Here is a 23,495-nt window from a genome sequence, read left to right on the forward strand (position 1 = left end):
GCGGAGATCGCCCCTATGCGGGCCCACGGCGGTGGCGCCGTCGTCAACATCCCGTCCAACCCCGGCGCCCATCCCCGCATCCGGGGGGCGCCGGCCACCTCACGTCCGAGGCCGCCGTCTCGGCGCTCACCCGCGCCGCCGCGCTCGACCACATCCGGGACGGGGTACGGATCAACGCGGTCAGCCCGGGCGCGTCGGACACCTCGATGTCGCTGCGCCGCGGCGCGACGGAGGCCGAGCGCGCGGTGCGGATGAAGGACCAGTCACCGCCCGGCCGGGTGTCGTCAGCCGCCGAGGTCGCCGCCGCGGTCCTGTACCCGGCGTCCGAGGACGCCGGCTCGGTGGTGGGCGCGGATCTCGTCGTGGACGGGGCGCCTCGGCGTGACGGCCGGGTGTCCCCCGGCCGCCGCACGCCGACGCGCCGCGTCTCAGCCCTGGACGGCCGCCGGGTCCATCCACATGACCTCCCACAGGTGGTGGTCGGGGTCCTGGAAGGAGCGGCTGTACATCATGCCGTAGTCCTGGGGGTCGTTGGCCGGGGAGCCACCGGCCGCCAGGGCGGCGTCGGCCAGCGCGTCGACCTTCTCGCGGCTGTCCGCGCTCAGCGCGATGATCGCCTCGGTCGACGTCCGGGCGTCGGCGATCTCCTTCTTGGTGAAGTCCTTGAAGCGCTGCTCGGTGAGCAGCATCGCGAAGATGGTGTCGCTGAAGACGAGGCAGGCGGCGTGCTCGTCGGTGAACTGCTCGTTGAAGGGGTAACCGAGCTTGCCCCAGAAGGCCTTGGACGCCTCCAGGTCCTTGACGGGCAGGTTCACGAAGATCATCTGAGGCATGTCGTCCATCCGTTCCGTGTGGGTGCCATGGCGCCGTCGTGGTCGCCGTGGCGCTTTCGAAGGGGTAGACCCGGCCCCCCGCGAAAACTCATCGCCCCTCGAAAACCTCTTGGAAGAAATCTCCCTCACGTCGCGGGCCTCCGCACCCCGGCCCGGCGTCGGCCCCATGAGCACCGGAGTCCCATGAGCGCCGCGAGCTCCCCGGGTCGGAGGGTCACGTGGAGGCTGCCGGGTGACGCGCGGCCTCCGGCGGCCGGCAAGACGGTGGACGTCCCGCCGGAGCGGGCCCCGGAGGCGTTCGGCGCCCCGTCCCGGCGGTGACGGGGGAAGGCCGACCGCCGCGCCGCTTCCGCTTCACCGGTTGTTGATGCACCGTCAATGCGGGACCCATGTGGAACTCCTAGGTTCCGGAAGCGCGAGCGAACCCCGCCGCCGACCGGCGAGCGGGGCGGCCACCAGCCTCTTCCTGGAGTGACAAGTGGAACGTCGCAGTTTCCTGCGCGGAGCGGTCATCGGCGGCACGGCCGCCGCCTTCGGCTTCACCCTCATGCCGGGCGCCGCCCACGCGGCACCGGCGCAGCCGGGCGCGGGCCCGTACGGGGCGCTCGGCGCGGCGGACGCCAACGGCATCCGGCTGCCGAGCGGCTTCACCAGCCGGGTGATCGCCCGGTCCGGGCAGCGGGTCGGCCCCACCTCGTACACCTGGCACAACGCCCCCGACGGCGGTGCCTGCTACGCGGACGGCACGGGCTGGATCTACGTCTCCAACTCGGAGATCAACCCGGGCGGCGGCGCGAGCGCCGTGAAGTTCTCCTCGACCGGCGCGATCACCGGCGCGTACCGCGTCCTGTCCGACACGCGCACCAACTGCGCGGGCGGCAAGACGCCGTGGAACACCTGGCTGTCGTGCGAGGAGGTCAGCCTCGGGTACGTCTACGAGACCGACCCGTACGGTGTGAAGGCCGCCGTGCGCCGGGACGCGATGGGCAGGTTCAAGCACGAGGCGGCGGCGGCCGACCCGGTCCGCAAGGTGATCTACCTGACCGAGGACGAGTCCAACGGCTGCCTGTACCGCTTCGTGCCCACCACGTGGGGCGACCTCTCCTCCGGCACGCTCCAGGTGCTCAAGGCCGGTACGGCCACCTCCGGCAGCTTCACCTGGGTGACCGTGCCCGACCCGGACGGCTCCCCCACCTACACCCGAGACCAGGTCTCGGGCGCCAAGCGCTTCAACGGCGGCGAGGGCTGCCACTACGCCAACGACACGGTCTGGTTCACCACCAAGGGCGACAACCGCCTGTGGCAGCTGAACCTCACCACCAACACCTACGAGCTGGCCTACGACGACTCCCTGGTCACCGGCGGCACCGCCCCGCTGACCGGCGTGGACAACGTCACCGGCTCATCCTCCGGCGACCTGTACATCGCGGAGGACGGCGGCAACATGGAGATCTGCGTCATCACGCCGGACGACGTCGTCGCGCCGTTCCTGCGGATCGAGGGCCACTCCGGCTCGGAGATCACCGGGCCGGCCTTCTCCCCCGACGGCAAGCGGCTGTACTTCTCCAGCCAGCGCGGCACGACCAACAGCTCGTCGGGCGGCATCACCTACGAGGTGACGGGTCCGTTCCGCGCGTAGCGCCGCCGCGGCTGGCGGAACTGCTCCTGGTGCTGCTGCCGCTGCTGCTTGGGCCTGGGCTGGGCGCCGCCGTGCAGGAGGGCGGCGCCCAGCGGCGTCAGCGTGTGCAGGACGGAGCTGCCCTGGCGCAGGGTGACCACCAGGCCCGCGTCCCGCAGCACGCCCGCGTGCTGGCTGGCCGAGGCCAGCGACACCCCGGCCCTGCGGGCGAGTTCACTGGTCGTACCGCCGTGGCCGATGGCCCTGAGGACCTCGGAGCGGGTGTGCCCCACGAGCCGGCCCAGTGACGACGCCCCGCCGGGGCCGCACGGCTCCCCGGCCGCCTGGGCGTCGGTGTGCGTGACCGGGTACACCAGCACCGGCGGCAGGCCGGGGTCGCGGTAGACGACCGGGGTGCCCCGGCAGAAGAACGACGGCTGCAGCAGCAGGCCCCGCCCGTCCAGGTGGAGGTCCCGGTCGACCGGGTAGTCCGCCTCCAGCACGGGCGAGCGCCAGCGCAGCGTCGGCGGCAGCGAGGCGAGCAGTTCGTCGGCCCCGCCGTCGAGCAGCGCCCGGCCGCGTACGGCGCGGTCGGCCTCCACCTGGGACTGGATGTACGCCCAGTACGGCTCGACGGCGGCCCGGTGGTAGCCGCGCAGGGCGCCCAGGAGGCGGCTGAAGGTCTCGGGGCGGCCTTCCGCGAGACCGGCGGCCCAGCCGGGCAGCGGCGCCGAGCCGGGCCGGGAGGCGCCCAGCAGGGCGAGTTCGGTGTGGATCCGGGCGGGCGGGGTGGCCCGCACCGCCTCCAGGGCCGTGTCGAGACCGTGCAGGCCCTCGGGTGGCGTCAGGAAGTCGGGGAAATAGCCCCGCTGCGGGACGAGCGCGCCGAGGAGTCGTGTTTCACCGTTCAACCGCGTCCGGGTTTCGGATCGCCATTCCCCGTACACCGGCGCGCCGCGCCGGTCCCGCAATCGGTGAAAGCTGAGGACCGTTTCCCACAGCGCGTCCGGCCGGGCCGCCATCCGAACCCCGGCAAGGTCTGCCCCGGTGAAATGTATACGTAGCACTGAACCCCCACCTGTTGCATCCGCAATCACCCCCTCCATTGAGTATGCATGCCATCACAGCACGTCACCACGGCATTTCAGCCACAGTTGAAACGCATCGCGGAGGCAGGGGGTGAACCGAAAAGCTGTACGGCGTCGGACGGGAAACCTTCAGGACCGAGGTGACGTGCAGAAGACCGTGGGGGGCTTCGCGCGTCCGGCGGCGGTCCTGACAGGTTGCGGCTCTCCTGTCCGGCAGGGGTAATGGGGCGCGGTCGGCGGGTGGGGATCCGGTGGCCGCGCTCCGCCCTTTGTTTGCGGGGCGAATGGCGCAATTCGAGCGGACTCCCGAAGTCCGCCATTCAACAGCCCAGAATTCAACCGGACGTAACGCAACCGGTATCCACAATTCCACACAGACGAAATGCGACGGGGCGGACACCTCCGCACAAGGTGTCCGCCCCGTCTCTCTTGCGACCCGGAGCCACCGCCGTGTCGGTGAGGGTCGAAGTGACCGACGACGGCTCCGGTGGTCAGGCCCGGAATACCGACCGATCGGTATTCCGGAATATCCGCATCAGGCTGCTCGCCCGATCGTTCAGCGGCTGTCGCTCCCGGACGACTGCGCCGCCGCCCGGCCCGCCTCCAGGCGCGCCACCGGGATCCGGAACGGCGAGCAGGAGACGTAGTCCAGGCCCACCTCGTGGAAGAAGTGCACCGACTCCGGGTCACCGCCGTGCTCACCGCAGACGCCGAGCTTGATGTCCGGGCGGGTGGCCCGGCCGGCCTGGACCGCGCTGCGCACGAGCGCGCCGACGCCGTCCTTGTCGATCGTCTCGAACGGGCTGACGCCGAAGATGCCCTTCTCCAGGTACGCGGTGAAGAAGCTGGCCTCCACGTCGTCCCGGGAGAAGCCCCACACCGTCTGGGTGAGGTCGTTGGTGCCGAAGGAGAAGAACTCGGCGCACTCGGCGATCTGACCGGCGGTCACGGCGGCGCGGGGCAGCTCGATCATCGTGCCGAGCGCCAGCTTCAGCTCGACGCCGGTCTGCGCCTGCACCTCGGCGATGACCTGCTCGGCCTCGTCGCGGACCAGCTCCAGCTCCTGGACGGTGCCGACGAGCGGGATCATGATCTCGGCGCGCGGGTCGCCCTTGGCCTCGACCCGCTGGGCGGCGGCCTCGGCGATCGCCCGCACCTGCATGGTGAACAGGCCGGGGATGACCAGGCCGAGGCGCACGCCGCGCAGACCCAGCATCGGGTTCTGCTCGTGCAGCCGGTGCACGGCCTGGAGGAGGCGCAGCTCGTTCTCGTGCGGCTCCTTACGGGCCTCGGCGAGGGCGACGCGCACCGACAGCTCGGTGATGTCGGGCAGGAACTCGTGCAGCGGCGGGTCCAGGAGGCGCACCGTCACGGGCAGGCCGTCCATCGCCTCGAACAGCTCGACGAAGTCCTGCTTCTGGAGCGGCAGCAGGGCCTTGAGGGCCTCGTCGCGCTCCGCGTCCGTGTCGGCGAGGATGAGCCGCTCGACGTACTGGCGGCGGTCGCCCAGGAACATGTGCTCGGTACGGCACAGGCCGATGCCCTGCGCACCGAAGCGACGGGCGCGCAGCGCGTCCTCGGCGTTGTCGGCGTTGGCCCGTACGCGCAGCCGGCGTACCCGGTCCGCGTACGCCATGATCCGGTGCACGGCCTGGACGAGTTCGTCGGCGTCGTCGGCGCCCGCGTGCATGCGGCCCTCGAAGTACTCGACGACCGGCGACGGCACGACCGGGACCTCGCCGAGGTACACCTTCCCGGTGGAGCCGTCGATGGAGACGACGTCGCCCTCCTCGACGACGTGCCCGCCGGGTACGGTCATGCGGCGGCGCTTGGTGTCGACCTCCAGCTCCTCGGCGCCGCAGACACAGGTCTTGCCCATGCCGCGCGCGACGACGGCCGCGTGGGAGGTCTTGCCGCCGCGCGAGGTCAGGATGCCCTCGGCGGCGATCATGCCGTCCAGGTCGTCCGGGTTGGTCTCGCGGCGGATCAGGATGACCTTCTCGCCCGAGCGGGACCACTTGACGGCGGTGTACGAGTCGAAGACGGCCTTGCCGACGGCCGCGCCCGGCGAGGCGGCGATACCGCGCCCGACCTGCTGGATCTTGGCGTTCTCGTCGAAGCGCGGGAACATCAGCTGGGCGAGCTGGGCGCCGTTGACGCGCTGGAGCGCCTCGGCCTCGTCGATGAGGCCCTGGTCGACGAGCTGGGTGGCGATCCGGAAGGCGGCACCGGCGGTCCGCTTGCCGACGCGGGTCTGGAGCATCCAGAGCTGCCCGCGCTCGATGGTGAACTCGATGTCGCAGAGATCCTTGTAGTGGTTCTCCAGCGTCCCCATGATCTGCATCAGCTGGTCGTACGACTTCTTGTCGATCGACTCCAGGTCGGCCAGCGGCACCGTGTTGCGGATACCGGCGACGACGTCCTCACCCTGCGCGTTCTGCAGGTAGTCGCCGTAGACGCCCTGGTGGCCGGAGGCGGGGTCGCGGGTGAAGGCGACGCCCGTGCCGGAGTCGGGACCGAGGTTGCCGAAGACCATGGAACAGACGTTGACGGCCGTGCCGAGGTCGTGCGGGATGCGCTCCTGGCGGCGGTAGAGCTTGGCGCGCTCGCCGTTCCAGGAGTCGAAGACGGCCTTGATGGCCAGGTCCATCTGCTCGCGCGGGTCCTGGGGGAAGTCGCGGCCGGCCTCGGTCTTGACGATCTTCTTGAACTGCTTGACGAGCTTCTTCAGGTCGCCCGCGTCGAGGTCGGTGTCGACCGTGACCTTCTTGGCGGCCTTGGCCTCCTCCAGCGCCTCCTCGAAGAGCTCGCCGTCGACGCCGAGGACGGTCTTGCCGAACATCTGGATCAGGCGCCGGTACGAGTCCCAGGCGAACCGCTCGTCCCCGGCCTGCTTGGCCAGGCCCTCGACGGACTTGTCGGAGAGTCCGATGTTGAGGACGGTGTCCATCATGCCGGGCATCGAGAACTTGGCGCCGGAACGGACCGAGACGAGGAGCGGGTTGTCGGCCTGGCCGAGCTTCTTGCCCATCTTCTGCTCAAGGGCGTCGAGGTGCGCGGTGACCTCGTCGCGAAGCTCGACGGGCTCGTCGCCGCTGTCGAGGTAGACCTTGCAGGCCTCGGTGGTGATGGTGAAACCGGGCGGGACGGGGAGGCCCAGGTTCGTCATCTCGGCGAGGTTGGCGCCTTTGCCACCGAGCAGGTCCTTGAGGTCCTTGTTTCCCTCGGTGAAGTCGTACACGAACTTCTGATCTTTGTTTTCCGACACGCGTCTCGACTCCTCGAGGACTCGGTGGCTGCCCTGACGGCGAGGAACATACCCAGATCGAAGGCGTCTGGGTATGTACGCCTACCCGTCATACGGCCTTAACCACCCGTCCGCCAGCAGATCGCAGGTAACTCACGAGTAGCTGCAGGGAGCTGGATTCCTTCACCCTCCGAATGCCGCTTGACCGAAAACCCAGGATAGCCGCTCAGATGAGCTGACAATCAGGCAAGTGAGTTCAAGCCTTGAACGCAAAAAGGGTGGCACTCAGTGCCACCCTTTGAGAAGTACAATCGGGGGTTTGTTGCTCATCTGAGCGCAACCCCTATCAGGGGTGGCGAGAATCACGCCCCGTCCCCACCCCCGTATCCCACCATCCGGACGCCTTTGACGCCCTGGTGACGCGCCTGCGCGCGGTGGGCGGGGCACCCCGGCAGAGCCCCGGTCCAGGCACCCGCGGCGTCAGCCGCCCGACGTGTCCAGCTCCGCCTCGGCGCCGACCATCGCCGCGCAGTCGTACGGGTCCTTGAGCCACCCGTCCGGCAGGACGACCCGGTTGTTGCCCGACGTCCGCCCGCGCGGCCCGTCCGCGCCCACCGGCCACGCCTGGTCCAGGTCCAGCTCGCTCAACTGAGCGCGCAGCTCGTCCAGCGAGGACGTCACCGCCAGCCGCTTGCGCATCTCGGACCCGACGGCGAACCCCTTGAGGTACCAGGCCACGTGCTTACGGAAGTCGATGACGCCCCGCGTCTCGTCCCCGATCCACTCGCCCAGCAGCCGCGCGTGCCGCACCATCACGTCCGCGACCTCGCGCAGCGTGGGCGCCGCCGCCGCCCCCGTGCCCTCGAAGGCCGCGACCAGGTCGCCGAAGAGCCACGGCCGCCCCAGGCAGCCGCGCCCCACGACCACTCCGTCGCAGCCCGTTTCGCGCATCATCCGCAGCGCGTCGTGAGCGGACCAGATGTCGCCGTTCCCGAGCACGGGGATCTCCGGCACGTGCTCCTTCAGCCGGGCGATGGCGTCCCAGTCCGCCGTGCCGCCGTAGTGCTGTGCCGCCGTACGCCCGTGCAGGGCGATGGCGGTCACGCCCTCCTCGACGGCGATGCGGCCCGCGTCCAGGTAGGTGATGTGGTCGTCGTCGATGCCCTTGCGCATCTTCATGGTGACCGGCAGGTCCCCCGCGTTGCCCACGGCCTCGTTGAGGATGGCCCGCAGCAGGGGCCGCTTGTAGGGCAGGGCGGACCCGCCGCCCTTCCGGGTCACCTTGGGCACCGGGCAGCCGAAGTTCAGGTCGATGTGGTCGGCGAGGTCCTCGTCGACGATCATCCGGACCGCCTTGCCGACGGTCACCGGATCGACCCCGTACAGCTGGATCGACCGGGGCGTCTCGGTCTCGTCGAAGTGGATCAGCTGCATGGTCTTCTCGTTGCGCTCGACCAGCGCCCTCGTCGTGATCATCTCGCTCACGAACAGCCCCTTTCCGCCGCTGAACTCGCGGCACAGGGTGCGGAAGGGAGCGTTGGTGATGCCGGCCATCGGCGCGAGCACCACCGGCGGCTGCACGGTGTGCGGCCCGATGGCAAGGGGACTGAACGCGGTCATGCCCCCTATTGTCACCCACCGCGCTTCCCACTCGTTAGTTAGGCGTACTTTGCGTACAGGGCCGGGCTCACCCCCCGCCGCCGCTGCCGGGCCGCACGCCTCCCGGGAACAGCCGGCGCCGTTCAGGCGCGTCAAGGACGGCGGCGCGGCTCCGGGCGGTAGGGCTTGACGGGCGGCGCGTCGATGGAGCCGTCGGGCTGTACTCGGGGCAGCGTCTTCTGCGGCTGCGGCAGCAGGGCGCGCTTGAGGTCCTGGTTCCCCTGCTTGTCCAGGCCGTACAGCGCGTCGTAGATGTTGCGCACCGCCGGGCCGGAGGCGCCCGAGCCCGTACCGCCCTGGGAGATCGTCATGACGATCGCGTATTCCTTGGTGTACGTGGCGAACCAGGACGTCGTCTGCTTGCCGTAGACCTCGGCCGTGCCCGTCTTGGCGTGCATGGGGATCCTGTCCTGCGGCCAGCCGACGAAGCGCCAGGCCGCAGTGCCGCGGGTGGCCACTCCGGCGAGGGCGTCGCCCATCTGCTCCAGCAGCTTCCTGCCGACGGGGAGCTTGCCGTGCGCCTTGGGCGTGATCTCCCGGACGTGCTTGCCGTCGGGGCTGATGATCGCCTTCCCGACGCTCGGCCTGTAGAGGGTCCCGCCGTTGGAGAGGGCGGCGTAGACGGTGGCCATCTGGATCGGGGTCACGAGGGTGTCGCCCTGGCCGATGGAGTAGTTGACGGAGTCACCGGGGCGCAGGTCCTTGAAGGAGACGCAGTTCTCGTACGCGATCTGCTCCGCGTACGACCCGTCCTTCTTGCCCTGCTCGCACCAGGGACCCTTGTTGGCCTCCCAGTAGTCCCGCTTCCACCGGCGGTCGGGGACGCGGCCCCTGACCTCGTTGGGCAGGTCGATGCCGGTCTCCTTGCCGAGGCCGAACTGCCGGGCCGTGGTGTAGAAGACGTCCTTGGCGTCCTTCTTGGGCTTCATCCCGCCGTCCTTGCGCCATTCCTCGTGCGCCAGGCGGTAGTAGACGGTGTCGCAGGAGACTTCGAGGGCGCGGCCGAGGTCGATCATGCCGTACCCCTTGGACTCGAAGTTCGAGAACGACCGGTTGCCGATGGAGTACGAACTGGAGCAGTCGTAGCGGCCGTTGAAGGGGTATCCGGCCTTCACCGCCGCGGTGGTGGGGATGACCTTGAAGATGGAGCCGGGGGCGGACTGGCCCTGGATGGCCCGGTTGAGCAGCGGGTTGTTGGACTTCTCGCCGGTGAGCCTCGCGTAGTCCCTGGCGGAGATGCCGCCCACCCAGGTGTTGGGGTCGTAGTCGGGCAGGGACGCCATGGCGACGACCCGGCCGGTCTTCGCCTCCATGACGACGACGGCACCGGAGTCGGCCTTGTAGTTCCGGCCGGTGTTGCGGTCGAACTCCTTGCGGGCCTCCTTCATCGCCTGGTCGAGCTCGTACTCGGCGACGGCCTGCACGCGCGCGTCGATGGAGGTGACGACGTTGGCGCCGGGGCGGGCGGGGTCGCTCTCGGCCCGGCCGAGGACGCGGCCGAGGTGGTCCACCTCGTAGCGGGTGATGCCCGCCTTGCCGCGCAGCGCCTTGTCGTAGGTGCGCTCCAGGCCGGAGCGGCCGACCTGGTCGGAGCGGAGGAACGGCGAGTCGGAGTCCTTGGCCTGCTGGATCTCGTCGTCGGTGACGGGCGAGAGGTAGCCGAGGACCTGCGCGGTGCGGGCGCCGCCGGGGGCGGTGTAGCGGCGGACGGCGGTCGGCTCGGCGGTGATGCCGGGGAAGTCCTCGGCCCGCTCACGGATCTGCAGGGCCTGCCGGGGCGTTGCCTCGTCGGTGATCGGGATGGGCTGGTAGGGCGAGCCGTTCCAGCACGGCTGCGGGGTCTGTGCGTCGCAGAGACGGACCTTGTTGCGTATCTCCTCCTCCGGCACGCCCAGGACGCGCGCGAGGCGGGCCAGAGCGGCCTTGCCTCCGTCCTCGGCCTTCATGAGCTCGGTGCGGGAGGCGGAGACGACGAGCCGGGTCTCGTTGTCGGCGAGCGGCACGCCCCGCGCGTCGAGTATCGAGCCGCGCACCGCCGGCTGGACGACCTTCTGCACGCGGTTGCGGCTGGCTTCCTCGGCGTACTCCTGGCCGTTGCGGATCTGCATGTACCAGAGGCGTCCGCCCAGGGTCAGCAGCAGCGAGAAGACGAGTATCTGAAGGATGACGAGGCGTATCCGGACGCGTGGTGTGCGCCCGGTCTCCGGAATGTTGGTCACGTACCGATACCCCCTGCCCCTGGCTGTGTCGAGAGCTTAGACAACGGGGATCGCGGCGCGCGGACCACCCCCGGGCAGACGGGACGGGCGCCCGCTCCCGGAAAGGAGCGGGCGCCCGTGCGGCCCTGCGGGCGAGGTGCGTCAGCAGCCGAGCAGGCGGCTGGCGAGGTAGCCCTGGATCTGGTCCAGGGAGACGCGCTCCTGCTTCATGGTGTCGCGCTCGCGCACGGTCACCGCGTTGTCGTCGAGGGTGTCGAAGTCGACGGTGACGCAGTACGGCGTGCCGATCTCGTCCTGGCGGCGGTAGCGGCGGCCGATGGCGCCCGCGTCGTCGAAGTCGATGTTCCAGTTCTTGCGCAGGTCGGCGGCGAGGCCCTTGGCCTTCGGCGACAGCTGCGGGTTGCGGGAGAGCGGGAGCACCGCGACCTTGACCGGCGCGAGGCGCGGGTCGAGGCGCATCACGGCGCGCTTCTCCATGACGCCCTTGGCGTTCGGGGCCTCGTCCTCGTTGTACGCGTCGAGGAGGAAGGCCAGCATGGCGCGGCCGACACCGGCGGCGGGCTCGATGACATACGGCGTCCAGCGCTCGCCGGCCTCCTGGTCGAAGAACGACAGGTCGGTGCCGGACGCCTTGGAGTGCGCGGAGAGGTCGTAGTCGGTGCGGTTGGCGACGCCCTCGAGCTCGCCCCACTCGCTGCCGCCGAACTGGAAGCGGTACTCGATGTCGGCGGTGCGCTTGGAGTAGTGGGAGAGCTTCTCCTTGGGGTGCTCGTACCAGCGCATGTTCTCCTCACGGAGACCCAGGTCGCGGTACCAGTTCCAGCGCTGCTCCATCCAGTATTCCTGCCACTGCTCGTCCTCGCCCGGCTTGACGAAGAACTCCATCTCCATCTGCTCGAACTCGCGGGTGCGGAAGATGAAGTTGCCCGGAGTGATCTCGTTCCGGAAGGACTTGCCCATCTGCGCGATGCCGAACGGCGGCTTCTTGCGCGAAGTCTGCTGCACCTGGCCGAAGTTGGTGAAGATGCCCTGGGCGGTCTCGGGGCGCAGGTAGGCGACGGAGCCGGAGTCCTGGGTGGGGCCGAGGTGGGTGGAGAGCAGACCGGAGAACTGCTTGGGCTCGGTGAAGGTGCCCTTGTTGCCGCAGTTGGGGCAGTTGAGGTCGGTCAGGCCGTTCTCGGGGGGGCGGCCGTGCTTCTCCTCGTACGCCTCCTCCAGGTGGTCGGCGCGGTAACGCTTGTGGCAGGAGGTGCACTCGGTGAGCGGGTCGGTGAAGGTGGCGACGTGGCCGGAGGCCTCCCAGACCTCGGGGGCCAGGATCACCGACGAGTCGATACCGACCACGTCCTCGCGCGAAGTGACCATGTAGCGCCACCACTGGCGCTTGAGGTTCTCCTTGAGCTCGACGCCGAGCGGGCCGTAGTCCCAGGCTGCGCGCTGACCACCGTAGATCTCACTACAGGGGTAGACGAAGCCACGGCGCTTGCTCAGGCTGACGATGGTGTCGATCTTGTCGGCGGCCACGGTGCTCTCTTCATTACGGTGACGACGAACGGCGAATGCTTCAGATTAGCGGCGCGCAGGGCCCTGGGATCAAATCGGTGGGTGGCCGGGGCCACATACCACGTTTGTTGACAATCGTTTCCAGTTTTGTTGAAAATGAATCCCATGAACGTACGTCGTCGCCTCATACCCACCACCGCCGTCACCGGAGCCGTGGTCCTCGGCCTGATCACGCTCTCCGCCTGCTCCGGCGGCTCCGGCACGGCGGGCAAGGAGGACGGCAAGCTGGACGTGGTGGCGTCCTTCTACCCCATGCAGTTCCTCGCCGAGCGGATCGGCGGGGACCACGTCACCGTCAACACGCTCACCAAGCCGGGCGTCGAACCGCACGACCTGGAGCTCAAGGCGAGCCAGATCCGCGAGCTCGGCCGGGCCGACTACGTCCTGTACCTCAAGGGCCTCCAGCCCGCCGTCGACGACGCGATCCAGCAGGCGGGCGTGGAGCACACGGTCGACGCGGCGACCCTCACGAAGCTGGAGGAGCACGGCACGGCCACCGGCGGCCACGACCACGGGCACGAGGAAGAGCCCCACGGCGAAGAGGAAGCCGGCGCCGACCCGCACATCTGGCTGGACCCGGTGAAGTACGCCGAGGTCGCCAAGGGCGTCGGGGCCTCCCTGAAGAAGGCCGACCCGGACCACGCCGCCGACTACGAGAAGAACACCGCCGAGCTGGTGAAGAAGCTCGACGCCCTCCACGAGACGTTCGACCAGGGCCTGAAGAACACCACCACGCGGACCTTCATCACCACCCACTCCGCCTTCGGCTACCTCGCCGAGCGGTACGCCCTGGACCAGGAGGGCATCTCCGGCGTGGACCCCGAGTCCGAGCCGAGCCCCGCCCGCATCAAGGAGCTCCAGGCCATCGCGAAGAAGGAGAAGGTCACCACCGTCTTCTTCGAGACGCTCGCCAGTGACAAGACGGCGAAGACCCTCGCCAAGGACGCCGGCCTCACCACGGACGTCCTGGACCCGCTGGAGGGAATCACGGACAAGTCCAAGGGCGCTGACTACATCGAGGTCATGGAGTCCAACCTGGCCGCGCTGCGGAAGGCCCTCGGCGCCAAGTGACAACGCTTTGGAGGCACTGACGTGAGCCGCGAGTCCGCCATATCCGACCCCGTCATATCCGTCCGGGCGGCCACCGCCACGCTCGGCTCACGCCCCGTGCTGCGCGGCGTCGACCTCACCGTGCGCCGCGGTGAGGTCGTCGCCCTGCTCGGCGCGAACGGCTCCGGCAAGTCGACCGCCGTCCGCTCGGTCATCGGCCAGGTCCCCCTCACCGGCGGGTCCATCTCCCTCTTCGGCACGGAGCTGCGGCGCTTCCGCGACTGGGCGAGGGTCGGCTACGTACCACAGCGCACGACCGCCGCCAGCGGCGTCCCCGCCACCATCCGCGAGGTCGTCGCCTCCGGCCGGCTGTCGCGTACGAGGCTGAGGTGGCCGTCCAAGGCCGACAAGGCGGCCGTGGAGCGGGCCATCGAGCTCGTCGGGCTGGCCCACCGCGCCAGGGACTCCGTCGACGCCCTGTCCGGCGGCCAGCACCAGCGGGTGCTGATCGCCCGGGCGCTCGCCTCCGAACCCGAGCTGCTGATCATGGACGAGCCGATGGCGGGCGTGGACCTGGCCAGCCAGGAGATCCTCGCCTCGACCCTGCGCGAACAGGTCGCGGCCGGGGCGACCGTCCTGCTCGTCCTGCACGAGCTGGGCCCGCTGGAGCCGCTGATCGACCGCGCGGTCGTGCTGCGCGACGGCTGCGTCGTCCACGACGGGCCGCCGCCGCGCGCCGTCGGCCAGCACGCGCTGCCGGGCCACGACCACGTACATCCGCACGCGGCCCACGAGCCGCTCCGCACGGGACTGCTGACCTGATCATGGGATTCCTGAACGACCCCTTCATGCAGCGGGCGCTCCTCGCGGCCGTCCTGGTCGGCATCACCGCGCCCGCCGTCGGCATCCACCTGGTGCAGCGGCGGCAGGCCCTGATGGGCGACGGGATCGGCCACGTCGCCATGACCGGCGTCGGCCTCGGCTTCCTGCTGTCCACCAACCCGGTGTGGATGGCCACCGCCGTCTCGGTCGCCGGCGCCATCACGATGGAACTGATCCGCACGTACGGGCGAACCCGCGGCGACATCGCGCTCGCGCTGCTCTTCTACGGCGGCATGGCGGGCGGCGTCATGCTGATCAACCTCTCGCCGACCGGGTCGAACGCCAACCTCGTCTCGTACCTCTTCGGCTCCCTGTCGACCGTCTCGGACGAGGACGTCGTCGCGATCTGCGTCCTGGCGGCGTTCGTGCTGCTGGTGTCGCTGGGGCTGCGGCGCCAGCTGTTCGCCGTCAGCCAGGACGAGGAGTTCGCGCGGGTCACCGGCCTGCCGGTGCGCGCGCTGAACCTGCTGATCGCGGTGATCGCCGCCGTGACCGTGACGGTCGCCATGCGCGTGGTCGGGCTGCTGCTGGTCAGCGCGCTGATGGTGGTCCCGGTCGCCGCCGCGCAGCAGCTGTCGCGGTCCTTCCGCACGACGTTCGCCGTCGCGGTGCTGATCGGTACGGGTGTGACGCTGGCCGGCACGATCACCACCTACTACAACGACGTACCGCCCGGAGCGACGATCGTGCTGCTGGCGATCGCGGTGTTCATCGCGCTGACCGCCCTGGCCACCCCGCTGGCCAGGCGCCGCGCACGGGCGGCCGAGCGGGCCCCGGACGCGTGCGACGTGGACGTACCGGCCGCCCACGGCCGGGCGGACGACGTCACGGTCTGACGGGGCCGGCTCGGCGGCCTGGCAGAATGGCCCGACGGACTTTTCGAGCGGGCCGAGGCTAAGGAGGCACCTGTGGCGACGGCTGGACCTACCGGCGTACGCGGCCGGTCGACCCGGCAGCGCGCTGCCGTGTCGGCTGCGCTGAACGAGGTGGACGAGTTCCGCAGCGCGCAGGAGCTGCACGACATGCTCAAGCACCGCGGTGACTCGGTGGGCCTGACCACGGTCTACCGCACCCTTCAGTCGCTCGCCGACGCGGGCGAGGTGGACGTGCTGCGCACCAGCGACGGCGAGGCGGTCTACCGCCGCTGCTCGTCGGGCGAGCACCACCACCACCTGGTGTGCCGGGTCTGCGGCAAGGCGGTCGAGGTCGAGGGCCCGGCGGTCGAGCAGTGGGCGGAGACCATCGCGGCCGAGCACGGCTTCGTGAACGTGGCGCACACCGTGGAGATCTTCGGCACCTGCACGGACTGCGCGGCGTCGCTGAAGGACGACGCCTGAGCGTTTCGGCACGGCTGTGGCCCGCACCCCGACCGGCGGTTTCCGGGGGGCGCGGGCCACACGCATGTCGCGTCAGCGGGTGAGGCAGTCGTACGTGCCGTCGTCGTCGCGCCCGACGCCGTCGTACTCCCAGCAGCGCGGCGTCGGCCGCGGCTCGTGGACCCGCCGCACCGGCGGCACGAGCGCGCATGCCGTGGCGGCCCGGGCGACGCGGGAGCGGCGCCCCGCGGCGGGCAGTCCCCCGACGGCCACCCCGACCGCCGGGACACCCCGTGCCGCCCTCACGTCCGGGGAGCCGCCTCGTCCTGGCGGCCCCGCATCGCGAGCAGTTCCTCGTTCGGGATCGCCCCACCGAAGCGGCGGTCGCGCTGGGCGTACTCCAGGCACGCCCGCCACAGGTCGCGGCGGTCGAAGTCGGGCCACAGCACGTCCTGGAAGACCATCTCGGCGTACGCGCTCTGCCAGATCAGGTAGTTGGACGTGCGCTGCTCACCGCTGGGCCGCAGGAAGAGGTCCACATCCGGCATGTCCGGGTAGTACAGGTACTTCTGGATGGTCTTCTCGCCGACCTTCGACGGGTCGAGCCGGCCCGCCTTCACGTCCTCGGCGATCCGCTGCGCCGCGTCCGCGAGCTCGGCCCGGCCGCCGTAGTTCATGCAGAAGTACAGCGTGAGCCGGTCGTTGCCCTTGGTCTGCTCCTGGGCGATCTGGAGCTCCGTGGCCACCGATTTCCACAGCTTGGGCATGCGGCCCACCCAGCGCACCCGGATGCCCAGCTCGTCGAGCTGGTCACGGGTCTTGCGGATGAAGTCCCGGTTGAAGTTCATCAGGAAGCGCACCTCGTCCGGTGAGCGCTTCCAGTTCTCGGTGGAGAAGGCGTACAGCGAGATGGACCCGACGCCCATCTCGATGGCGCCCTGGAGGACGTCGAGCACCCGCTCGGCGCCGACCTTGTGCCCCTCGGTGCGCGGCAGACCGCGGTCCTTCGCCCAGCGGCCGTTGCCGTCCATGACGATCGCCACGTGCCTGGGCACCAGTTCGGCGGGGATCTTCGGCGGGCGCGCACCCGACGGATGCTGCTCGGGGTCCTTGTAGTCGCGGCGGGACCGGCCCAGGAATCCGCGTCGTGCCATGCGCTCCACTCCTCGTTCTCTTCTTCACTTCTCCACGTACCGGAGGGAGCGCAGCCCCCGCTCCAGATGCCAGTGCAGATACGCGGACACCAGTCCGCTCCCCTCCCTGACGTGGCGCGGCTCGCACGCGTCCGCCGTCTCCCAGTCGCCGGTGAGCAGCGCGCTGAGCAGGCCCACTGCCTCAGCAGAGGGTACGACGCTGCCGGGCACCCGGCAGTCCCCGCAGACGACCCCGCCGGCCGCGACCGAGAAGAACCGGTTCGGCCCGGGCAGCCCGCACCGCGCGCAGTCGTCGAACGACGGCGCGTAGCCGTTGACGGCGAGCGAGCGCAGCAGGAACGCGTCCAGGATGAGGTGCGGCGCGTGCTCCCCGCGCGAGAGGGTCCGCAGCGCGCCGATGAGCAGCAGGTACTGCTGCACGGCCGGCTCGCCCTCGTGGTCGGTGAACCGTTCGGCGGTCTCCAGCATCGCCGTACCGGCGGTGTACCGCGCGTAGTCGGTGACGATCCCGCCGCCGTACGGGGCGATCGTCTCGCTCTGCGTGCACAGCGGCAGCCCGCGCCCGACGAGCTCCGAGCCCCGCGCGAAGAACTGCACGTCGACGTGCGAGAACGGCTCCAGTCGCGCCCCGAACTTCGACTTCGTACGCCGCACCCCCCGCGCGACGGCCCGCACGCGCCCGTGCCCCCGCGTGAGGAGCGTGATGATGCGGTCCGCCTCACCCAGCTTCTGGGTGCGCAGCACGATGCCGTCGTCGCGGAACAGGGTCATGGGGCCATTGTCCCGTACGGGGAGCCACGGACGGCACCCTGCTCCGAATATACATTCGATCGTGAGCGATGATATATTTGCATGGATTTCCCGAGGAGGATCCATGAGCAGAACCGTTGTCGACCTCGACGACGAAGCACTCGCGGAAGCCGCGAAGGAACTCGGCACCACCACCAAGCGGGACACCATCAACACCGCGCTGCGCGAGGTGACGGCACGGTACCGGCGACTGCGCTCCCTCGAAGACGCGCGCCAGTTGGTCCGCGAGGGTGGCGTGGACATCGACATCCTGCTGGACAAGCGCAAGTACCGGGGTGGCCTGCGGGACGAGGAGCCCGGCGAGCCGATCGAGACGCCCAGGAGCGCGTAGGTGTCCGTCGCCGACTTCCTCATCGACACGTCTGCCCTGGCGCGCGTCCTGACCGGCCGGGCCACCGAGGAGTGGGACGCCAAGATCGGCGCCGGCCTCGTCGCGATCTGCGACTTCACCGAGTTGGAGATACTGTTCTCCGCCCGGTCCAGTGCCCACCGAGAGCGGCTGAAGCACGACATCAATACGCACTATGCCTGGTGCCCCATCCCGGATGGGATCTACCGGCGGGCTCGTGTCGTACAGGAAGAACTCACTTCCAAGGGCGAACACCGCAGTGCGGGCGCCGTCGACCTCCTGGTGGCCGCCGTGGCGGAGGAAGCCGGGCTCACGCTCCTGCACTACGACCGGGACTACGAGACGATCGCCCGTACCACCGGGCAGCCGGTACGGATGATCGACCTGCGGAGCTGACCTCCGGGCGGGGCGTCACGGCACCTCACCCCGGCTGCGCGCGTTCGCGTACGCCGTCGCCGCGCTGAGCCGCTCCGCGTCGGTCGCCGGCCGCGCCCCGTCCGGCGGACACTCCCACTCGCGCCCGCCGCCGAACGGTCTCAGCTGGAGGCAGGGGCCGACGTGTCCCATCACGCGCCCCACGCGTCCGCTCCGGATGTCGACCACGTACGACCCCACGGTCAGGCTCATCCCCGGCCACCTTCCCCCGGCAGAACGGCGGCCAGCCGGCGCGCCGTCTCCACCGTGCAACGTCCCAACTCGACCAACGGCCGCGGCGGCTCGGCGGCACAGGTGACGGGGTCCAGCCCCAGGGACGGGAGCTTGACACCCGCCCTTTCGAGAGCCGCACGCAATTCGGTCACCGCTTCCTGTGCCGCCTCGATGACCCCCATCGACGGCCGGTTGCTTTCTTCCTTCACCGAGGTCGTCCTTCCCAAATCCATTTCCCGGTTACTGCCCCCATGGTGGGCCCGCATCCGTAACATCGGCAGGTGCGCGCCCGCTACAAGTGCAGGGCAGCACAAGGGAGTTAATTCATGGCCAAAGCTGGGTCGTCGAGGCAGGCCGCCTGGGAGTTCTACGGCACGGAGCTCAAGAACCGGCGTGAGGCCGCGGGAATAACGCAACAGGAGCTGGGACGCCGGGTGTTCGTGTCGGGCGGATACATCGGCCAATTCGAACAGGCGATTCGCAAGCCGCAGATCGACGTGGCGCAGCGGATCGACGAGGTACTGCAAACCGACGGTTTTTTCGAGCGGATGTGCCGAAAGCTCATCAATACATCGCCGTACGCCGAGTATTTCCGTGCCGTCGCGGAGCTGGAGGCACTCGCGACGAAGATCTGCGAGTTCGCCCCCACGGTCGTGCCCGGCCTGCTCCAGACAGCTGCGTACGCACGGACGGTCACCGTCGCGGCCAACCCGTTCGTCCCCGAGGAGTACGTGGACGAGAAGGTCACCGCCCGGCTCGCGCGGGCGCGCATCCTCGCGGACGCTACAAGGCCCGAGTATTGGGTGACCTTGCACGAGAACGTGCTGCGTGTCCCGGTCGGCGGCCCGGCCGCGATGGCGGCGCAACTGGAGCACGTCGCGGCGCTGGCGCGCGAGCGAGCGGTACTGGTGACGATGATCCCCTGCACAGCAGGGGCACACGCCGCCATGGACGGGTCGCTGCGGCTCATGGAGTTCGAGGACGCGCCGCCAACCGCCTATACGGAGACATCGTTTTCGGGTTCCCTGCTGGACGATCCGGCGGTGGTGAAGCGGGCACAGCGCGCCTACGATCTGGTCAGGGTCGCCGCGCTGTCGCCGGAGGCGTCCCTGGCCCTGATCGAGTCGGCGGCTGAGGACTACAGACGATGCGCGACTACGACCTGAGCACCGCCCGCTGGCGCAAGAGCTCCTTCAGCAACGGTGAGGGCGGAAGCTGCGTCGAAGTGGCGTACGACTTCCCCGGTGCCGCACCCTGGCGGAAGAGCACCTACAGCAATGGTGAGGGCGGCAACTGCGTCGAAGTCCGCGACGACCTCCCCGGGGTCGTCCCCGTCCGGGACAGCAAGAACCCCACCGGCCCGGTCGTTGTCGTCACCGGCCCGGCCTGGCAGGCGTTCATCGGCGGTGTGAGCCAGTGAGCCCGGTACAGCGGCCTTAGGCGGCCGAGGGGCTACGGCAGGGTCAGAACGCGTGGACCGTCCTTCGTGATGGCGACCGTGTGCTCGATGTGGGCCGCCCGGCTGCCGTCGGCGGTGTGCAGGGTCCAGCCGTCGGGGCCGGTGCGGTAGTCGTCGCGGCCACCGGAGATGAGCATCGGTTCGATCGCGAGGACCAGGCCGTGGCGGAGGGGGAAGCCGCGGCCGGGCCGGCCCCGGTTGGGGAGGTGCGGGTCCTCGTGCATGCGGCGGCCGATGCCGTGGCCGCCGAAGTCCGCGGGCATACCGCAGCGCGCCGACCGGGCGACCGCGCCGATCGCGTGGCCGATGTCACCGGTGCGGTTGCCCGGGACGGCCGCGGCGATGCCGGCTTCGAGGGCCCGCCGGGTGGCGTCGATCAGCTCCACGTCGGCGGGGCGCGGCGTGCCCACGGTGAAGCTGATCGCGGAGTCGCCGGTCCAGCCGTCGAGTTCGGCGCCGCAGTCGACGCTGACGAGGTCGCCGTCGCGCAGGCGGTAGTCGGTGGGGACGCCGTGCACGACGGCGTCGTTGACCGAGGTGCAGATCACGGCGGGGAAGGGGGTGGGCGCGAAGGACGGCTGGTAGCCGAGGAACGGTGAGCGGGCCCCGGCCTCGGCCAGGACCGTGCGGGCCGCCTCGTCCAGTTCCCGCAGGGACGTTCCGACGGCCGCCGCGTCCCGTACGGCGGCGAGGGCGTGCGCGACGACGCGCCCGGCTTCCCGCATCGCGTCCAGCGCCGCGTCGCTCTTGATCTCCACCATGCCCCGTGTCTCCCCACCTGTCGCACCGGACCCGGTGCGCGCAACGGCCCGCGAACCGGCCGGAACCAATTCTTATACCGGTATTAGTATCACGGGCATGGTGAGAACTCCTTTGACCCCGTGGGAACGGCAGCGCGGCGAGCGGTTCGGGGCGCTCCTGCGCGCGGCGCGGGGTGAGCGCAGCATGGTGGAGATCGCCGCGGCGGCAGGGGTGTCCGCGGAGACACTGCGGAAGATCGAGACCGGCCGGGCGCCCACCCCGGCGTTCTTCACGGTGGCGGCCCTGGCCGGCGCGCTGGGGATGTCGCTGGACGACCTGGCCGCGGCCTGCGCGGAGTCGGAGACGGAGGAGCGGGCGCTCTCCGCCTGACCCCGGCGCGCCGCCGACGCCCGACGCCCCGTCGGTCACTTCAGGTCCCGCCCGCTCTCCTGCTCCTCGATCGCCACTTCCTTCCTGAGGGCCCGCGCGAGCACCACCCCCACCACCATCAGCGCGACCGCGAACCACCTGGGCGCCCCGCCGAGGAGCAGGACGAGGACGCCCATGGGGATGAGCAGCCCGACGAACGGCATCAGCAGGCTCCGTACCGGCGGCACCGGTCCCCCCGCCGGGTCGAGGCGGGCGCGGACCACGGCCGGGTACCACTCGGTGAAGCGCGCCGCGGTGACGAAGGCGACGACCTGGATGATCCAGCCGGTCCACAGGTTGTCCGGGTTGTGCAGCACCACGCCACCGACCCCGCCCGCCACGGCCGCCACGAGGAAGGCGACGGCCCACGCCGCCGTGAGCACGCGGTTGGTGCGCGGGAAGTCCGGCGTGTGCCAGAACGCGCGGGGGACCTGCTTGCGCGCGTACGGCACCGTCAGCGGCGCCCGCACCGCGAGGGAACCGCAGGCGAGGGCGGCCAGGGTGACGTTGGAGGTCTCGTCCGCGTACGTCTCCAGCCACCGCAGGGTGTCCGGCAGGACGATCATGCCGATCACGGTCAGGGCGCCGAAGAAGACCAGGCCCGCCAGCTCCAGGAAGATCGGGCGGCGGCGCAGCAGGACGAGCACGACCGCCACCGCGAGGGCGAGCGCGGCGGCCGGTTCGTAGCGGCCGGGGCCGACCAGCAGCGAGAACAGGATCCACGGGAACATGCCGGCGATCGAGCTGTTCATCAGCCTGGCGCCCCAGCCGACGGCGCCGTTCATGGGTCCAGCGTGACGCGATTCATGCACGGAGGCGAGAGAGGCCATAAGCCCGACTTATGGGGTCATAGGCGGGGGCCGGGTACCGAGGTGAGGACAGCCTTACTTAGAGTGCGGTGTGCAGTGGCATCACCCGTCACAGCCATGCCTCACCCATCGCTCGAAGGGAATCCTCATGCCCCGCCCCCTGCGGGTCGCGATCGTCGGTGCCGGCCCCGCCGGAATCTACGCCGCCGACGCGCTGCTGAAGTCCGAGGCCGCCACCGACCCCGGGGTCTCCATCGACCTCTTCGAGCGGATGCCGGCGCCGTTCGGCCTCATCCGGTACGGCGTGGCCCCGGACCACCCGCGGATCAAGGGCATCATCACCGCCCTCCACCAGGTGCTCGACAAGCCGCAGATACGTCTCTTCGGCAACGTCGACTACCCGTCCGACATCGCCCTGGACGACCTGCGCGCCTTCTACGACGCCGTGATCTTCTCGACCGGCGCGACGGCGGACCGGTCCCTGGACATCCCGGGCATCGAGCTCGACGGCTCGTACGGCGCCGCCGACTTCGTCTCCTGGTACGACGGCCACCCCGACGTGCCGCGCACCTGGCCGCTGGAGGCCGAGAAGGTCGCGGTGCTCGGCGTCGGCAACGTGGCGCTGGACGTGGCCCGCATCCTCGCGAAGACGGCCGACGAGCTGCTGCCGACCGAGATCCCGCCGAACGTGTACGCCGGCCTGAAGGCCAACAAGGCGCTGGAGATCCATGTCTTCGGGCGGCGCGGCCCGGCCCAGGCGAAGTTCAGCCCCATGGAGCTGCGCGAGCTGGACCACTCCCCCACCATCGAGGTCATCGTCAACCCCGAGGACATCGACTACGACGACGGCTCGATCGAGGCGCGGCGCTCCAACAAGCAGGTGGACATGGTCGCCAAGACCCTGGAGAACTGGGCGATCCGCGACGTCGGCGACCGGCCGCACAAGCTGTTCCTGCACTTCTTCGAGTCGCCGTCCGAGATCGTCGGCGAGGACGGCAAGGTCGTCGGGCTGCGCACCGAGCGCACCGAGCTGGACGGCACGGGCAATGTGAAGGGCACCGGCGAGTTCACCACCTGGGACGTCCAGGCGGTCTACCGCGCGGTCGGCTACCTCTCCGACGAGCTGCCCAAGCTGCCGTGGGACGCCGCCAGCGGCACCGTCCCGGACCAGGGCGGCCGGGTCGTCGAGAACGGCGCGCACCTGCCCTCGACGTACGTGACCGGCTGGATCCGGCGCGGCCCGGTCGGCCTCATCGGCCACACCAAGGGCGACGCCAACGAGACGGTGGCCAACCTGCTGGAGGACCACCGTGAGGGCCGGCTGCGCACGCCGGAGGCGCCGGGCGAGGACGCCGTCGTGGACTTCCTGCGCGACAAGGGCGTCGAGTACACGACGTGGGAGGGCTGGTACCGGCTGGACGCCGCCGAGCGCGCCCTGGGCGAGGCCGAGGGCCGCGAGCGCGTGAAGATCGTCGAGCGCGAGGGCATGCTGCGGGCGAGCGCCGAGCAGTGATACGGCGGTGGGGGGGGGCCCGCCGGCCCGGGGGGGGGGGCCCCCGGGGGGCGCGGCGGCGGCGCGCCCGGCCCCCGCCGCGGGGGGGGGCGCCGGGGACGAGAGAAG

Annotated in this window: 24 protein-coding genes and 1 pseudogene; 12 read left to right on the plus strand and 13 right to left on the minus strand. The window is 70.4% G+C overall.

The annotated features are described in order from the left end of the window. Positions 1-3 precede the first annotated feature (3 nt). Positions 4-368 (plus strand): annotated as a pseudogene (locus ABZZ38_RS27300) (SDR family oxidoreductase); the annotation flags it as partial. A 60-nt stretch (positions 369-428) separates the two neighbouring features. On the opposite strand, the gene ABZZ38_RS27305 reads toward ABZZ38_RS27300, so the two are convergent. Beyond that, complete coding sequence (locus tag ABZZ38_RS27305; RefSeq protein WP_356744654.1) at positions 429-833, minus strand: VOC family protein; 405 nt, start codon at positions 831-833, stop codon at positions 429-431. 478 nt (positions 834-1,311) lie between these two features. Between ABZZ38_RS27305 and ABZZ38_RS27310 the strand changes: the two genes are divergently transcribed. Continuing rightward, the gene (locus ABZZ38_RS27310) at positions 1,312-2,472 is read left to right on the plus strand and encodes an alkaline phosphatase PhoX (RefSeq protein ID WP_356744656.1); all 1,161 of its coding nucleotides are present in this window, start codon (positions 1,312-1,314) and stop codon (positions 2,470-2,472) included. Here the strand turns inward: ABZZ38_RS27310 and ABZZ38_RS27315 are convergent. From ABZZ38_RS27315 to ABZZ38_RS27335, 5 genes are all read right to left on the minus strand, one after another. After that, positions 2,442-3,518: a winged helix-turn-helix domain-containing protein gene (locus ABZZ38_RS27315; protein ID WP_356744658.1), complete on the minus strand. Its 1,077-nt coding sequence runs from the start codon at positions 3,516-3,518 to the stop codon at positions 2,442-2,444. The genes ABZZ38_RS27310 and ABZZ38_RS27315 overlap by 31 nt on opposite strands. Positions 3,519-4,095: 577 nt before the next feature. Beyond that, positions 4,096-6,807, minus strand: a complete 2,712-nt coding sequence (gene ppdK, locus ABZZ38_RS27320; RefSeq protein WP_356744660.1) for a pyruvate, phosphate dikinase — start codon at positions 6,805-6,807, stop codon at positions 4,096-4,098. 459 nt (positions 6,808-7,266) lie between these two features. Next, positions 7,267-8,406: a tRNA dihydrouridine synthase DusB gene (dusB, locus tag ABZZ38_RS27325; RefSeq protein WP_356744662.1), complete on the minus strand. Its 1,140-nt coding sequence runs from the start codon at positions 8,404-8,406 to the stop codon at positions 7,267-7,269. Positions 8,407-8,537: 131 nt separating this feature from the next. Then, positions 8,538-10,664 (minus strand): penicillin-binding protein 2, encoded by a 2,127-nt coding sequence (gene mrdA / locus ABZZ38_RS27330; RefSeq protein ID WP_356744664.1) that lies wholly within the window; start codon positions 10,662-10,664, stop codon positions 8,538-8,540. Positions 10,665-10,805: 141 nt separating this feature from the next. Continuing rightward, a complete protein-coding gene (locus ABZZ38_RS27335) occupies positions 10,806-12,188 on the minus strand; it encodes a glycine--tRNA ligase (protein ID WP_356744666.1) in 1,383 nt (460 codons plus the stop codon). Positions 12,189-12,332: 144 nt separating this feature from the next. Between ABZZ38_RS27335 and ABZZ38_RS27340 the strand changes: the two genes are divergently transcribed. The 4 genes from ABZZ38_RS27340 (at position 12,333) to ABZZ38_RS27355 (ending at position 15,496) form a co-directional block, all read left to right on the plus strand. Further along, complete coding sequence (locus ABZZ38_RS27340; protein ID WP_356744668.1) at positions 12,333-13,298, plus strand: metal ABC transporter substrate-binding protein; 966 nt, start codon at positions 12,333-12,335, stop codon at positions 13,296-13,298. A 21-nt stretch (positions 13,299-13,319) separates the two neighbouring features. Next, complete coding sequence (locus tag ABZZ38_RS27345) at positions 13,320-14,099, plus strand: metal ABC transporter ATP-binding protein (RefSeq protein WP_356744670.1); 780 nt, start codon at positions 13,320-13,322, stop codon at positions 14,097-14,099. After that, positions 14,096-14,995: a metal ABC transporter permease gene (locus ABZZ38_RS27350; protein ID WP_356744700.1), complete on the plus strand. Its 900-nt coding sequence runs from the start codon at positions 14,096-14,098 to the stop codon at positions 14,993-14,995. Before ABZZ38_RS27345 ends, ABZZ38_RS27350 begins: the two co-directional genes overlap by 4 nt. 72 nt (positions 14,996-15,067) lie before the next feature. Further along, complete coding sequence (locus ABZZ38_RS27355) at positions 15,068-15,496, plus strand: Fur family transcriptional regulator (RefSeq protein ID WP_356744672.1); 429 nt, start codon at positions 15,068-15,070, stop codon at positions 15,494-15,496. 72 nt (positions 15,497-15,568) lie between these two features. On the opposite strand, the gene ABZZ38_RS27360 is transcribed toward ABZZ38_RS27355, so the two are convergent. Genes ABZZ38_RS27360 through recO form a run of 3 tightly spaced genes read right to left on the minus strand, consistent with a single transcriptional unit; the run spans position 15,569 to position 17,400 of the window. Then, on the minus strand, positions 15,569-15,781 hold the full coding sequence (locus tag ABZZ38_RS27360; RefSeq protein ID WP_356744674.1) for a hypothetical protein: 213 nt from the start codon (positions 15,779-15,781) through the stop codon (positions 15,569-15,571). Next, on the minus strand, positions 15,778-16,629 hold the full coding sequence (locus ABZZ38_RS27365) for an isoprenyl transferase (RefSeq protein WP_356744676.1): 852 nt from the start codon (positions 16,627-16,629) through the stop codon (positions 15,778-15,780). Before ABZZ38_RS27365 ends, ABZZ38_RS27360 begins: the two co-directional genes overlap by 4 nt. A gap of 24 nt (positions 16,630-16,653) precedes the next feature. Further along, positions 16,654-17,400 carry a DNA repair protein RecO gene (gene recO, locus ABZZ38_RS27370; protein ID WP_356744678.1) on the minus strand — a complete coding sequence of 249 codons (747 nt, stop codon included), beginning with the start codon at positions 17,398-17,400 and terminating at the stop codon, positions 16,654-16,656. 103 nt (positions 17,401-17,503) lie between these two features. On the opposite strand from recO, the gene ABZZ38_RS27375 reads away from it, so the two are divergent. Both ABZZ38_RS27375 and ABZZ38_RS27380 read left to right on the plus strand, forming a co-directional pair. Further along, the gene (locus tag ABZZ38_RS27375; RefSeq protein ID WP_356744680.1) at positions 17,504-17,770 is read left to right on the plus strand and encodes a type II toxin-antitoxin system VapB family antitoxin; all 267 of its coding nucleotides are present in this window, start codon (positions 17,504-17,506) and stop codon (positions 17,768-17,770) included. Then, entirely contained in the window at positions 17,771-18,184 is a 414-nt protein-coding gene (locus tag ABZZ38_RS27380) for a PIN domain nuclease (RefSeq protein WP_356744682.1), read from the plus strand. 15 nt (positions 18,185-18,199) lie between these two features. On the opposite strand, the gene ABZZ38_RS27385 is transcribed toward ABZZ38_RS27380, so the two are convergent. Together ABZZ38_RS27385 and ABZZ38_RS27390 are read right to left on the minus strand one after the other, a co-directional pair. Beyond that, complete coding sequence (locus ABZZ38_RS27385) at positions 18,200-18,415, minus strand: hypothetical protein (protein ID WP_356744684.1); 216 nt, start codon at positions 18,413-18,415, stop codon at positions 18,200-18,202. Next, positions 18,412-18,618, minus strand: a complete 207-nt coding sequence (locus tag ABZZ38_RS27390; protein WP_356744702.1) for a hypothetical protein — start codon at positions 18,616-18,618, stop codon at positions 18,412-18,414. Before ABZZ38_RS27390 ends, ABZZ38_RS27385 begins: the two co-directional genes overlap by 4 nt. A 144-nt stretch (positions 18,619-18,762) precedes the next feature. On the opposite strand from ABZZ38_RS27390, the gene ABZZ38_RS27395 reads away from it, so the two are divergent. Continuing rightward, entirely contained in the window at positions 18,763-19,602 is an 840-nt protein-coding gene (locus ABZZ38_RS27395; RefSeq protein ID WP_356744686.1) for a helix-turn-helix transcriptional regulator, read from the plus strand. After that, positions 19,584-19,856 (plus strand): DUF397 domain-containing protein, encoded by a 273-nt coding sequence (locus tag ABZZ38_RS27400; protein ID WP_356744688.1) that lies wholly within the window; start codon positions 19,584-19,586, stop codon positions 19,854-19,856. Before ABZZ38_RS27395 ends, ABZZ38_RS27400 begins: the two co-directional genes overlap by 19 nt. Positions 19,857-19,888: 32 nt before the next feature. Here ABZZ38_RS27400 and map read toward each other — a convergent pair whose 3' ends face one another. Beyond that, positions 19,889-20,656, minus strand: a complete 768-nt coding sequence (map, locus tag ABZZ38_RS27405; protein ID WP_356744690.1) for a type I methionyl aminopeptidase — start codon at positions 20,654-20,656, stop codon at positions 19,889-19,891. A gap of 97 nt (positions 20,657-20,753) precedes the next feature. Here map and ABZZ38_RS27410 point away from each other — a divergent pair, with 97 nt between their 5' ends. Beyond that, positions 20,754-21,026, plus strand: coding sequence for a helix-turn-helix transcriptional regulator (locus ABZZ38_RS27410; protein ID WP_356744692.1), 273 nt, complete (start codon positions 20,754-20,756; stop codon positions 21,024-21,026). 35 nt (positions 21,027-21,061) lie between these two features. Here ABZZ38_RS27410 and ABZZ38_RS27415 read toward each other — a convergent pair whose 3' ends face one another. After that, complete coding sequence (locus ABZZ38_RS27415) at positions 21,062-21,850, minus strand: hypothetical protein (protein WP_356744694.1); 789 nt, start codon at positions 21,848-21,850, stop codon at positions 21,062-21,064. A 172-nt stretch (positions 21,851-22,022) separates the two neighbouring features. Between ABZZ38_RS27415 and ABZZ38_RS27420 the strand changes: the two genes are divergently transcribed. Continuing rightward, the gene (locus ABZZ38_RS27420; RefSeq protein WP_356744696.1) at positions 22,023-23,387 is read left to right on the plus strand and encodes an FAD-dependent oxidoreductase; all 1,365 of its coding nucleotides are present in this window, start codon (positions 22,023-22,025) and stop codon (positions 23,385-23,387) included. The last annotated feature ends 108 nt before the right edge of the window (positions 23,388-23,495 follow it).

The sequence above is a fragment of the Streptomyces sp. NPDC006368 genome, from assembly GCF_040612535.1.
Classification (GTDB): domain Bacteria; phylum Actinomycetota; class Actinomycetes; order Streptomycetales; family Streptomycetaceae; genus Streptomyces.